Annotated in this window: 10 protein-coding genes; 4 read left to right on the top strand and 6 right to left on the bottom strand. The window is 69.3% G+C overall.

The window, feature by feature from the left end; genetic code table 11:
- On the top strand, positions 1-292 hold a 292-nt coding region (locus tag VFZ09_RS33310; protein WP_329731760.1), incomplete at its 5' end, for a hypothetical protein.
- A 675-nt stretch (positions 293-967) separates the two neighbouring features.
- On the opposite strand, the gene VFZ09_RS33305 is transcribed toward VFZ09_RS33310, so the two are convergent.
- Positions 968-2,926 carry an HD domain-containing phosphohydrolase gene (locus VFZ09_RS33305; protein ID WP_329731759.1) on the bottom strand — a complete coding sequence of 653 codons (1,959 nt, stop codon included), beginning with the start codon at positions 2,924-2,926 and terminating at the stop codon, positions 968-970.
- A gap of 3 nt (positions 2,927-2,929) precedes the next feature.
- Complete coding sequence (locus tag VFZ09_RS33300) at positions 2,930-4,453, bottom strand: 3'-5' exoribonuclease YhaM family protein (RefSeq protein ID WP_329731758.1); 1,524 nt, start codon at positions 4,451-4,453, stop codon at positions 2,930-2,932.
- A gap of 46 nt (positions 4,454-4,499) precedes the next feature.
- On the opposite strand from VFZ09_RS33300, the gene VFZ09_RS33295 reads away from it, so the two are divergent.
- Positions 4,500-5,117 carry an START domain-containing protein gene (locus VFZ09_RS33295; protein WP_329731757.1) on the top strand — a complete coding sequence of 206 codons (618 nt, stop codon included), beginning with the start codon at positions 4,500-4,502 and terminating at the stop codon, positions 5,115-5,117.
- A gap of 15 nt (positions 5,118-5,132) precedes the next feature.
- On the opposite strand, the gene VFZ09_RS33290 is transcribed toward VFZ09_RS33295, so the two are convergent.
- The 3 genes from VFZ09_RS33290 to VFZ09_RS33280 all read right to left on the bottom strand — a co-directional run bounded on the left by VFZ09_RS33290 (position 5,133) and on the right by VFZ09_RS33280 (position 8,440).
- On the bottom strand, positions 5,133-6,272 hold the full coding sequence (locus VFZ09_RS33290) for a class I SAM-dependent rRNA methyltransferase (protein WP_329731756.1): 1,140 nt from the start codon (positions 6,270-6,272) through the stop codon (positions 5,133-5,135).
- A 184-nt stretch (positions 6,273-6,456) separates the two neighbouring features.
- The gene (locus VFZ09_RS33285) at positions 6,457-6,828 is read right to left on the bottom strand and encodes a hypothetical protein (RefSeq protein ID WP_329731755.1); all 372 of its coding nucleotides are present in this window, start codon (positions 6,826-6,828) and stop codon (positions 6,457-6,459) included.
- A gap of 16 nt (positions 6,829-6,844) precedes the next feature.
- Positions 6,845-8,440 (bottom strand): NAD(P)/FAD-dependent oxidoreductase, encoded by a 1,596-nt coding sequence (locus tag VFZ09_RS33280; protein ID WP_329731754.1) that lies wholly within the window; start codon positions 8,438-8,440, stop codon positions 6,845-6,847.
- A gap of 314 nt (positions 8,441-8,754) precedes the next feature.
- Here VFZ09_RS33280 and VFZ09_RS33275 point away from each other — a divergent pair, with 314 nt between their 5' ends.
- Positions 8,755-8,949, top strand: coding sequence for a hypothetical protein (locus tag VFZ09_RS33275; protein WP_329731753.1), 195 nt, complete (start codon positions 8,755-8,757; stop codon positions 8,947-8,949).
- A 131-nt stretch (positions 8,950-9,080) separates the two neighbouring features.
- On the opposite strand, the gene VFZ09_RS33270 is transcribed toward VFZ09_RS33275, so the two are convergent.
- A complete protein-coding gene (locus tag VFZ09_RS33270) occupies positions 9,081-9,764 on the bottom strand; it encodes a diacylglycerol kinase family protein (RefSeq protein WP_414640772.1) in 684 nt (227 codons plus the stop codon).
- An 86-nt stretch (positions 9,765-9,850) separates the two neighbouring features.
- Here VFZ09_RS33270 and VFZ09_RS33265 point away from each other — a divergent pair, with 86 nt between their 5' ends.
- Positions 9,851-12,661 carry an N-acetylmuramoyl-L-alanine amidase gene (locus VFZ09_RS33265; RefSeq protein WP_329731751.1) on the top strand — a complete coding sequence of 937 codons (2,811 nt, stop codon included), beginning with the start codon at positions 9,851-9,853 and terminating at the stop codon, positions 12,659-12,661.
- Positions 12,662-12,738: the final 77 nt, after the last annotated feature.

The raw sequence follows: 12,738 nt of genomic DNA, 5'->3' as shown, positions 1-12,738 counted from the left end.
GGCGGCCTGCTCCGGCTTCTTCGTCGAGGTGGTGCTCACCCTCCACCTTCAACCAGAACTCGCCTCCCCTCTGAAGGACCACCTGGGGCGTCACCCCTCTGGTCCACCCTCTACGGTGGGATACTCCGACAAGCTCCTAGGTGAAGTCGAAAAAGCCCGACAAAACCTTTCCATTAAGGTCGGGGGTGCGAGCATCAATGCTGATGCATTCTACCTTCTTCTTCCAGAGAAGATCGTGCATTTTCATGAGTTTGGCAGGGTCTTTCGGAATACCCTGTCGGTTAGGGCTTAGAAATACTGCTCTGGTGCGCTCAGGGCTGAACTGCTCAAAAAAGTAAAGAATGGTTTCTACAGCATCAGGCATCTTGTTGTAAGTGTTAGGCTGTATTGGGCAGGCGAAGTTCCACCGATGGCCATATTTTAGCACTCGCTTGAATTTGTTGTGAAACTCGGTTCTGGTCTCTCCACGTTCATGAGGAGAGGTTAGGCGCAGGTACAGCCTTCGTTCATTGCTGAGAGCATATATGCTGTGGAGCTTTGGGGATGAGGGAATGTCTCCCCATGTGTTGAGTCGGAAGTCTCGAAACATGCTTCGGAGTTGTGTGCTCTTGCCATCACCCTGTTCTCCGATGACGAAAAGCGCACGTTCTATGTGAGACATGATTTCTCCTGTGGTGAATGGTGGCTGGTGTGTTTCTAGGGTGTGGAGTCTAATGGCTGGCTTGAGCCTGCTTTGAGCTTTGTCGAGTGTTGGGGTTGCGCTGAGTGGATCGCAACGATTTTGACTTTTCGTGAATTGAAGGAGGTTTGTTGTCCGCAGCCTCCAGCAATTCGAATTGCTTGTGCACCGCTTGTATGCACGGCGGGTGCGTGTACTTTCCCGCTGGTATTGTCATGCCCTCGGGAACAGTTACCTCATTGCCGGGCTGCCCTCAGCGTATCCCTCTCCCAAGAGGGAGAGGCCGCTTTACACGGTAGGCACGGACATGGTCGGTCTGCGCATCGCCACCTGCTGGGCGAGCACTTCCAGGTCCTTGTCCATCTGCGGCGTGTCCAGCAGCAGCGAGTCCGGGTCGTAGCGGAAGTCCGCCTGCTGGAAGCCCAGCAGCGTCTGCATGGCCTGCTCGCCGTTCTGTGTCGCCACCGTCGCGTACACGAGCTTTCCCTGCTCCAGGTGCAGGTAGCCCTCGTGCGCGTTCTGCTTCAGGTACAGCCGCCCCGACTTCTTGCCCGTTGCCAGCAGCTTGAGCAGCTGTGCCGCCGGCAGCTCGTCCAGGCTGCCGCGCACCACCCGGGCCGGCCCGTTGTGCTGGATGCGATCGTCGTACAGGGCGCGGATCGTCTTCGCCGCCTCGTCCGGCTGCGCGGGAGGCAGCACCGCCGAGGCTCCGCCCATCATCAACCGCTCGCGCGTGCCCGCGTCCGGGTCTCCGAGCACCACCACCGGCAGGCCCGCGTGCTCCGGCGAGACGCGCACCGCCTGCAGCAGCCCCAGCACCTCCTCCAACCCGAACTTCAGCCCCACCACCAGCACGTCGCAGTCCTGGTACCCCAGCGCGTCGTACGCTCCATCCAGCGAGGACAGCGCATGCACCACCAGCCCCTGCTTCTGGGTGCAATCCAGCAGGTCCGTGCGCGTGCCCTCCTCGGGCTCCACGATGAGGATCTGCCGCCCGTCGTTGATGATGCGCTGGCGCAGCAGCTCGCCCGTCTGCACCTGCATGACGATGTCCGCCACCAACGGATCGTACAGCGTGCCCGAGTTCTCCCGCAGGTGCTCCAGCGCCTGCTCCTTCGTCAGCAGCTTCCCGTAGGCGTTGGCCGGGTTCTTCGTCAGATCCAGGTAGCTGTCCACCGCCGCCAGAATCCGCGCGCCCAGGGTGATGTCATCCCCCTTGGCTCCCTGCGGCGTCCCCGAGCCGTCATAGGCCTCGTAGAGCTGCGCGAGCATGGTGTTCACCTGCACCGGCAGGTTCACCGACTCGAAGAGCTTCGTCGGCACCCGGCAGTAGCGTTTGGCCTCGGCCATCCACTCCGGGTTCACCGCGTTGCTCGCCAGGCAGAAGTGGCGCTCGGCCGGTTTGCCCAGGTCGTGCAGGTAGCCCGCGATGGCCACCGCCGCCACGTCCCGCGGCGGCATTCCCAGGCGCCTCGCCACCACCGTGGCCTGCCTCGACAGCTGCGCCGAGTGTCCCCGGTGGTGCTTGCGGTCCCGCTCCTGCATCGTCACCAGGATGCTCAGCGTCTCGATGTAATCCCTGTCGCTCACCGTCCCGCGCGTGCCCGGGAAGGTGTCGCCGCTGGACGTCTTGTTCCGCCCCTGCGTGCCCGGGCGTGGCCGCAGCCGCGTGTCCGACTCGAGCCGCAGCTGGAGGCTGGCCCTGGGGGGCGCCCCCGCGGTGCTCTCGTAGGCGGTGGCCATGGTGGACACGTCCGCCCGGATCTGCGCCGTCACCACCTCCAGCGAGGCGAAGGCCGTCGTGTCCCCGTAGTAGTGCTTGCGGATGGCGGCGGCGATGGTGCTGCGCAGGCCCACGTACGCGTAGACCTCGCTCATCCCCGTCACCAGGGCGATCTCGTCCAGCAGCTTCTTGTTCTGGGGCTCGGCCGCCACCACCGACAGCAACTGGCGCTCCGGGTCGATGGCCAGCGGAAGCACGTTCTGCGCCTCCGCCAGCCGCACCGGCACCTTGTCCAGCACCTCCGTGGGAATGCGGGCCTTGGCCAGCTTCTCCGCGGAGACGAAGCGCGTCTGGAACTCGGCCGCCAGGAAGCGCAGCAGCGCCGCCTCCTGGAGCAGGCCGATCTCCACCAGGCAGTCCCCCAGCCGGTGGCCGGTGATCTTCTGGTGCTCCAGTGCCTTCTGGATGGAATCCGAGGTGACCAGCCCCGCCTCGACGAGGCGCTCGCCCAGTTTCTTCGCCATGTCTCAGCCTTCCGTGTCCGAGCCCTCCCCACCGCCCTTGTCGGTGGGCTCCGCCTTCGGCGCCGTCAGCACGCTGAACGGCTTGAACGTCAGCTCCTTGGGAACGTCCACCCGCTCACGCGGTGGCGGCTTGGGCTCGCGCGCCTCCCGAGGCTCCCGAGGCTCCCGCTGCTCACGCGGCTCCCGTCCCTCGCGCGGCTCCCGCGGCGGCCGGGGCTCGCGCGGCTTCTCCTGACGCTCGGGCCTCTCGGCTCGCTCGGGCCTCTCGGCACGCTCGGCTCGCGGCGCCTGCTGGCCCTCGCCCGCGGCGGCACCCGGGGCCCGCTCCGGACGCTCCTTGGGCTTCTTGCCCTCCTTGCCCTTCCGGCGGCCACCCTCCACGGGCGCACGGCCCCGGGACGTGGGCACGGGGCCCTTCCAGAGCTGGCGGTCGTAGAGCTTGAGGTTCTCCGTCCACTTGTCGTTGGGGTCGCGCTGCATGGCCTCCACCCACGAGGCGATGCGCGAGTCCAGTGAGTCGAGCGCATGGACGATGTGCGCCTCGAGGGTCATCGGCAGCTTGGGCGAGCCGTACTCCAGCCGCCCGTGGTGCGCGAGCACGAGGTGGGTGAGGTGCTGCTCCAGCAGCGGCGGGAAGTGGGGAATCCCGAGCGTCTTCTCGCGGATCTTCTGCGCCGTCATGACGAGGTGGCCCACCAGCTTGCCCTCGTCGGTGTACTCGAAGCCCTTGTCCGGGGAGATCTCCGCCACCTTCATCACGTCGTGGAGGAAGGCACCGGCGAGCAGCAAGTCCCTGTCCGCCATGGGGTAGTGGTCCGCCACGCGGAGGGTGAGCCGCATGACCGACAGGAGGTGGTCGGCCAGTCCGCCCCGGTAGGCGTGGTGGATGCCCTTGGCGGCCGGCGCGTGCGGCAGGCCCGCGGCGATCTGCGTGTCATCCAGGAAGGCCAGCAGCAGCGCCTTCACATTCGGGTCGTTCACGCGCTCGGTGATGAGCTCGCGGATCTGTCCCACGGCGCGGGCGCCGCTGTGGCCTCCCTCACCGCCCGCCTTGGGCGCGGCCTGCTCCTCGCGGGCGGGCTTGGGGGCGGCGGGCTGCTCCTCACGAGCGGGGGCGGCGGCCTTGGGGGCGGGCTGCTCCTCACGGGCCGGCGGCTCGAACTCCTGGGGGTCGAGCGGCTCGGGGTCCAGCTTCTCGAGGGCCTCGATGACCACCTGGGACTTGCCGTGGAAGCCGATGACGTTGCCGCGCACGAGCACGTAGTCACCGGTGGAGAACGTGGGCTCGAGCGCCTCGACCTTGTCGAAGACGCGGGCGTCGATCTCTCCGCTCTTGTCCACGAGCACCACGGAGAGGAACACCTTGCCGCTGCGCGCGGTGACGCGCTCCTTCCTGGTGACGCGGAAGACGGTGTTGACGGAGTCCTTCTCGCGCAGGTCCTTCGCATACACCTTGCGCACCTGCTCCACGGAGGCGTCGGTGGGAGAGGAAGTGGGGGAATTGTCGGACGGGTTATCGGTCGTCATACGCGGGCGGCGACACTACCACCACCCAGGCGGTTAGGATGGATTCATGTCCCTACTTCCCGCTCTCTCCCTGCTGGTGCTGTTGACTGGCGCCCCTGAACCGGCCTGGCAGCAGGTGGCCCGTGACGACGGTATCTCCGTGCTGGCCCGGACTCCCGAGGGGGGTTCCGTCTCCGAGGTGAAGGCCACCGCCCTGGTGGATGCCCCCGCCCACGACGTCTGGCGGGTCATCCGTGACTACGGCCACTACACGAAAACCATGCCCTACACCGAGGAGAGCCGGGTGCTGTCCTCGGAGCAGGACGGGAAGATCACCGTGTTCTATTGCCTGGTGAACGCCCCGCTGGTGGACAAGCGGGACTTCATCATCCGCATCCGGGACGAGTCGGACTGGAAGGACGGAAAGGGCTTCCTGAAGACGGCCTGGACGGCGGCCACCGAGGGGGCGCCCCCCGAGAAGCAGGGTGTGGTGCGGGTGAAGCTGAACACGGGCTACTGGCTGCTGGAGCCGCGCGAGGAGGGGAAGAAGACGTTCGTCACCTACTACCTCTACACGGATCCGGGCGGCTCGCTGCCGAAGTGGATCGCCGACCGGGCGAACAAGACGTCCGTGCCGGACGTGCTCCGGGCGGTGCGCAAGCACGCCACCGCCACGAAGAAGTAGGCGTCCGCGGGCCGCTCAGCTGGCCTCGATGACGATGCCCGACAGGTAGTCGGTGCCGGGGAACCCCACGAGGGTGGGGTGGTCCGGCGGCAGGCCGAGCCGGGCGAAGCGGAAGCCCATGCGTCCCTCCTGCTCGCAGGCCTCGGCGATGAGGTCGTCGAAGCCGCCGGTGGGCAGGGGCGGGTGGTAGCCGACGACGAGCAGGGTGCCCCCGTGGCGGGTGGCGCGCAGGCCCAGGCGCACCTGCTCGACGAAGGTCTGCGGCGAGCTGGCCTCGGGGGTGTCCAGGAGCACCAGGTCGAAGGTGTCGTGGATGCCGCGCAGCACGGAGAGGGCGTCCCCGCGTTCCACCTGGAGGCGCCCCAGGAGCCCATTGGCCTCGCCATTCTCGCGGGCGAGGTCCGCGGTGTCCGCGTCGCTGTCGAAGGCGAGGATGGAGCGGGCGCCGTGGCGGCCGGCGTGGACGAAGAGGCCGCCCACGTGGCAGCTCGGGTCGAGCACCCGCGCACCCTGGGAGAGGCGGCCGAGGAAGCGGCGCAGCTCGCGCTGATCGTAGGGGTAGCCCACGCCCGGGCCGTAGGTGAGGTCCACGGTGAAGCGCGCGCCGAGCTCCAGCACGCGGCTCCAGCGGGGCGGGTTGCCAAAGAGGGCGTGGGGCCGTTGCACGGGCAGGCCGAGCTGGCGGCGCCGGGCGGTGTCGTTGCGCAGCAGCACGGACTCGGCGCCGGAGACCTCCACGAGGGCGCGGGTGATCTCCTGCAGCCGGGCGTCCATGGCGCGCGTGAGCGTCTGGACGACGAGGTGCGTGTCGTAGCGGTCCACGATGAGGCCGGGCAGGGCGTCGCCGTCGTCGTTGATGGAGCGGCAGAAGCGCGGGTCATCCACCATGCGGGCGCGGCGCTCGAAGGCGTGGCGGACGTGGCGGGGGATGATGCCCTCGGCGGACTCGTCCGGGAGCCCCAGCCGGCGCACGGCATAGGAGGACTCGAGGTCCACATCCGCGAGCCCGAGCACCTGTCCGTCCTCGTCCCGGAGCTGCACGGCCTCACCGGCGGAGGGCGTGCCCTCCATGGAGACGATGTCCTCGCGGCGCACCCAGGGGGCGCCGTGTTTCAGCCTGCGTGCCGCCTCGCGGGACAGATAGGTGTTGAACAAGGCCGTCCTCCCCTCTGCGCGGGCGCGGTGCTGGCCGCGCGCCATGTGCCCTCAATGGGGGGAAACATGCGGCGGCTGGGGACTCGATGCGGGGAGGGCGGGAGTGCCCGCTCGTGGGGCAGGGGAGCGGGGGAGCCAATATCCCCTCTCCCGAAGGGAGAGGGGAAGGAAGGGAAATAGGGGCTCAGTCCCTCGGAGGCGCGGGCCGCTTGTGGGCCTTGGCGGTCATCCGCGTGAGGACCACGCTCATGGCCAGCGCCAGGACGATGCCCAGTCCACGCCGGGGCCACGAGTCGCTCATGACGAGCGTCAGCGCCCCGGCTCCCAGGGCCACGGCGAGGATGACGCTCAACATCTGCGTCCGCCCCGCGAGCCCCTTCGTTTCGGGACGCGCCCGGGCCAACGCCGGAATGCTCGCCGCCTTGCGCCAGGTGGAGTGTCCATCCTCGAGCACTTCATCGGTGGGCTCCACCAGCCCCTGGATGTACGCCACCTCCACGTCCCTCAACGTGGGGTAGGCCAGCTCTCCCTCCGGTGTGCGTACGCGGTAGCCCATGACACCCTCCCGTGGCTCAGGCGAGCTCGCTCGCAATCTGCTCAGCCACGCGCAGTCCATCAATGGCCGAGGAGACGATGCCGCCAGCGTAACCGCAGCCCTCGCCCGCGGGATAGAGCCCGCGCATCGACACGGACTGCATGTCCTCGCCGCGGGTGATGCGCACCGGCGAGCTGGTGCGGCTCTCGATGCCGATGAGCTTGCCCTCGTCGCTGACGAAGCCGCGCATCTTGCGGTCGAACGCCTTGAGCGCCTGCTTCAGCGACTGTGTGAGGCGCTCGGGGAAGAGCGTGTTGAGGTCCGTATGCGCGAGCCCCGGCCGGTAGCTGGTGCCGCCCGGGTCCTTCTTCACGCGCCCGGCGAGGTAGTCCGGAATGGTCTGCGCGGGGGCGTAGAACTTGCCCCCGCCCAGCTCGTACGCCTTGGCCTCCCAGTGGCGCTGGAACTCCAGGCCGGCGAGCGGGCCGCTGAAGCCCTCGCGCTCGAAGTCCTGCACGGACACGGTGACGACGATGCCCGCGTTGGCGTACTTCGCGTTGCGGCGCGAGTTGCTCATGCCGTTGGTGCACTGCAGCCCGTCCTGGGTGGGCGTGGGCACCACGATGCCGCCGGGGCACATGCAGAACGAGTAGATGCCGCGCACCTCTCCGTCCACGTCCAGGTTCTCCGCCAGCTTGTAGTCGGCGGGCGGCAGCTTCGGATTCTTCGCCGCGCTCCCGTACTGGATGGAGTTGATGAGCCCCTGCGGGTGCTCGGCCCGGAAGCCGAGCGCGAAGGGCTTGGGCTCGATGACCACGCGCCCGTCCGCGGCGAAGCGCTCGTACAGCTCGCGCGCCGAGTTGCCCGGGGCGAGCACCACCCGATCGCTCTCCAGCGTGCGCCCGTCCGTCAGCCGCACGCCGGACACCCGGCCGTCGCGGTAGAGCACGTCCTCCACCTTGTGCTCGAAGAGCACCTGGCAGCCCCCGGCGATGAGGTCATCGCGCAGCTTCGCCACCGCGCCCGGCAGCAGGTCCGAGCCGATGTGCGGCTTGCCCTCGATGAGGATGTGGTCCGGCGCGCCGCAGCGGGCGAACGTTTCGATCACCTTGCGCACCATGGGGTGGTTGATGCGCGTGGACAGCTTGCCGTCGGTATAAGCGCCAGCCCCACCCTCCCCGAAGTTCATGTTGCTCTCGGGGTCCAGCGAGCCGTCCCGCATCAGCTTCGCCACATCTTTCCGCCGGGCCACGACTTCGCGACCGCGCTCGATGAGGATGGTGCGAACGCCGCGTTCCAGTAGCCCCAGCGCGGCGAAGAGTCCCGCGGGTCCGGTGCCGATGATGAGCGGCATGCGCTCCGGCTCCTTCACGCGTTGCGGAGGCTCGGGCGGAGGCGCCGTCTCCCCGACGTCTGGCGGCAGCCGCTTGGGCGCCCGGCCCGGGGCGAGTTCCACCTCCAGCGTATAGATGTAGCGGGGGCTGCCCTTCTTGCGAGCATCCAGCACCGCGCGCACGACGCGCACGGACGCCAGGTCCGAGCGGGTCACTCCGAGCTTCTCGGCCGCCCGCTGGCCGAGCAGCTCTTCCGGCTCGTCCAACCACAGCCCGATGTTGTTCACTCGATACGCCATGCGCTGCTCTTCTCCTGAAGCCGGGGACAGGGGGCGCGTATGTGCGTCACCCCAGCCCCCGAATGCAAGCTATTGAACACCCGAGGAGCGAGCGGGTGCGAACTTGACGATGCACCCCTCGCATGCCCTCCCCCTGGACGAAGCGAGGGGTGCGAACGCCCCTTCGCATCTCCGGACGACCCGGCCCGCCCCTGGATTCTCTCAACCACCCGAAGTGCATGGAGAATTCGTCAGGAAGGTGGCTGCTGGCACGCCGGTTGAAGAAGGAACCGCCAGTGATTACGCGGTCCCACCGCATCTCGGAGGACACGTCCTTGAGTACTGACAAGCAGGGCACCCGGATTCTCGCCCGTACCTTCTTCAACCAGCTGCGCGCGAGCGGCTACACCCCCATGCAGATCATCGGCATCGCCACGGAGCTGCTGGACCTGGTGACGGAGGACATCAAGGGCGAGAACGTTGCCCAGGCAACGGCCGAGGTCCGGCCGGAGTTCCGCAAGGAAGCCTGAGCGGGTAGACTGGCGCTGTCCCTGGCGGGTAGCCGGGCTCCGGGCAGGTCCCGGGGCTCGAGCGTCCCTCCAGGTGGCGAGGAAGAAACCGGCCTGGAGCCGGTTTTTTTTTTGCCCGCGTTCCGCCGCTCCTAGCGGTGGGGGCGGGCGCGCTCGAGGCGGCGCTGGCGGGCCGCGGCCCCGGCGACGACGAGCAACCCGGCGTTCATGGCGGTGAAGACGGAGCTGGCGGTGCGCGGCGCGAGCGCACCGAGCAGCACGGCGCCGCCCACGAAGGCCAGCCTGTCCACCCAGACGGAGCGCGGCTGGGGGAGCACCAGCACGAGCACGCACAGGGCCAGCGGCAGGCCGAGCGCCACCTGACGGGCGATTCGAGGCCCGCTGTTGAGCACCGTCTGCCAGTTGTGCACGAGGATGGCGGCGAAGATGACGACGGTGCCGGTGGCGAGCACCAGCACACCGGCGGCGGCCGCGTCCTTGGTGAGGCGGGCCTTCTCGTCGAAGTGGCGGGTGGCCAGGTCCACCAGGTGCTCGAGCGCGCTGTTGAGGATCTCCGCGAAGAAGATGAGGAGGACGCAGAAGATGAGCGTCACCTTCTCGGCGAGTCCCAGCTCGATGCCGCTGCCCACCAGGCCCACGAGGAGCGCGGAGACGAGGTGGACGCGCATGTTGCGCTGGTGCACGACGGTGTGGATGAGCCCGTTCCAGGCATGGACGAAGGAGGCCAGCATGCCGGAGCCACCCCGGGGAGGATGGGGCGGCGGCTGCGGCTTCTCGGGCGGTGGAAGCGGAGGGGATAGGGCGGGAGAGCTCATCGAGGAAGCAGGTTAGCGGGAGAGCAGGCAGGCACTCACGGTTTGATTGGCGTACCCTCGCGCCGGGGCCTAACGTCCGCCCCCTCATGGCCCTTCCTGCTCACGTACGTGCCACCGCCTGGGTGCTGGTCTCGCTGCTCTGCCTGCCGGGCACGAGCCAGGCCCAGGACGATGGCTCCTTCTCCCAAGACTGCGGCCTGGAGCCGCCGGGTGCCGTCTATGTGCCGCTCCCGGGCCCGAGGTCCTTCGAAACCCGCTGGTTGCCCTCCGAGCCGCCCCTGGTGCGCCGCGAGGATCCCCGGGGCTCCGTGTCGGCGCTCGCGGGCGTGCCGCAGACGCGCATCCGCACGGGGGCCCTGTCGGGCAAGACGATCTACCTGAGCCCGGGGCACGGCTTCTATCGCAGCTCGCCCCTGGGCCGGTGGGCCACCCAGCGGGGCAACACGAACGACGTCGTCGAGGACCTGGTCTCCATCGAGACGCTCAACCAGTACCTGCTGCCGATGCTCACGGGCGCGGGCGCCACGGTGATTCCCGTGCGCGAGTCGGACCTCAACCCGCGCATGGTCCTCCTCGACAACGGGGCCGCGGGCTACTCGGAGACTGGCGCCACGGAGTTCTTCACCTCCGCCACGCCCGGCTGGGGTCCTCCGCCGGTGCCGATGGGGAACGCGGTGCAGCCCTTCCAGCTCGGGGACCACCGGCTGATGACGGCCGCGCCCACCGCCACGGCGGAGGCCACCTGGGCCCCGGTGATTCCGGCGGATGGCGCCTATCACGTGTACGTCTCGTATGGGGCGGACCCGGGCCGCGTCCCGGACGCGCACTACGTGGTGCGGCACGCGGGCGGCGAGAGCCATTTCCGGGTGAACCAGCGCCGCCACGGTGGAACGTGGGTGCTGCTGGGCCGCTTCTACTTCCGCGCGGGCCAGCATCCCGAGACGGCCTCGGTGGTGGCGCTCAACGACTCGGCGGAGTCGGGCACCCTGTCGCTGGACGCGGTACGCATCGGCGGTGGCACGGGCGTCATCGGTGACGGGACGCTCGCGCCCCTGCCGCGCCCCCGCTTCGAGGAGTGCGCGCGCTACCACACCCAGTTCAGCGGGGCGCCGCCCGCGGTGTTCGCGCCCTCGGGCATCAACGCGCTCTCCAACGAGCGCAACGACGACGTCACCTCGCGCTCGCGCTTCGCCGCCTGGCTCCATGAGGACGGGGAGGACGCCGTCTACGTCGCCTGGCACACGAATGCCTCCGGGCTCTCGACGCCCGATGACCGGTTCCGCGGCACCGAGGTCTACGTCTACGGGCCCAATCCCGTGGACGGCACGCTGAACTTCACGGGAGTGCCGGGCAGCGACGTGCTCGCCCGGGCGCTGCTGGACGAGCTGCGGCAGGACATCCGCAATGCGGTCGACCCGAACTGGCGGGTGCGCGCGTTGCGCTCGGCCAACTTCGGCGAGTTGAACCCGGCCCACAACCCGGAGACGCCGGCGGTGCTCGTGGAGGTGGCCTACCATGACCATCCCGCGGACGCCGTGCACCTGAAGCAGCCGGAGTTCCGCCGGGTGGCCGCGCGCGCCATGCTGCAGGGCCTCATCAAGTACTTCGCCGCGCGGGACGGTCAGCCGGTGCGCCTGCCGGCCGAGCCGCCCGCCGCCCTGGTGGCGCGCCACGCGGGCAGTGGCCGGGTGGAGGTGAAGTGGGCCGAGCCCCCCGTGGATGCGGTGGACCTGGGGGGGCACGCGGCCACCCGCTACCGCGTCTACGAGAGCGCGGACGGCCTGGCCTGGGACGGGGGCTCCGAGGTGGCGTCCACGTCCTTCTCCATCACCCTGCCGGCGGGCACGACGCGCTACTTCCGCGTGGCCTCCCTCAACGAGGGGGGCGAGTCCTTCCCCTCGGACGTGGTGGGCGTGCGCGTCCCGGAGGCGGGCAAGGTCTCCGAGGTGCTGGTGGTCAACGCCTTCCGCCGCCTGGACGCGGAGCTGGCGCGGGCCGAGGACCTCTCGGCCTACGGGCTGGGCACGCCGCTGCGCGAGCTCCTGGAGGCCATGAATGACGGCACGGCCCTGCGGCGTCACGGGGACGCGGTGGCGCGGCACGCGGTGGCCTTCGACGGAGCCACCAGCGAGGCGATCTCCGCGGGCCTGCTCACCCCGGTGGGCTACCGGGTGCTGGACTGGTTCATCGGGCGGGGAGGGGCAGGGGGGCAGGGCCCCACCGTCGCCGAGCAGGCGATGATGCGCACCTTCGTCACGGGCGGCGGGCACCTGCTGCTCTCGGGCAGCCATGTGGCCTCCGCGCTCGCGGTGGGGGGGGAGGACGCGCGGGCCTTCCTCACCGACATCCTCCATGTGCTGCCGGGTTGCGGCTCGTCGGCCCTGCTGGTGAATGGGCTCTCCGAGGGCTGGCTCCCGGGCCTCTCCCACTCGCTGCTCGACGACGGGCTGCGAGGCTCCTTCCCGGTGGGGATGACGGACGTGCTCCTCCCGCTGGAGGGGGGCTCTCCCGTGCTGGGCTATGCCGGGACGGACTCGGCCGCGGCGGTGGCCTCGGCGCCGGGCGGGCAGGTGCTCTTCCTGAGCGTGCCCTTCGAGGGCATCGTCAATCCCGAGCGCCGGGCCTGGCTCATGGGGGCCTTCCTGGCCCGGGCGGGCGTGCTGGCCTCGGCCCCCACGCCACCCGATGGAGAGGAGGTCCTGCCTCCGGGCGCCGTCGTCCGTGCCCCCATGAGCCCCGCGCCCTGCTCGGTGGAGCGCATTCCCGGCTCCTACGAAAGCGCGGAGACGGGCTGTGGCTGCCGAGCGGGCGGCGGTGCGTCCGTTGCGTGGCTGTTACTCCTGTCCACTGTTCAGCTACGGCGGACGCGTCGTCGTTCTCTCTTCACAGAGCGTTGACTCGCGTGCGTCACATGCCTACGGTCGGCCGCCCTTTCCCACGGCGGGAGGCCGTACGGCCCGTCGTGTGCCTGTGA

It is taken from the genome of Archangium sp., from assembly GCF_036277355.1.
Lineage (GTDB): Bacteria > Myxococcota > Myxococcia > Myxococcales > Myxococcaceae > Archangium.
This window is presented reverse-complemented; position numbering and strand designations above follow the sequence as displayed.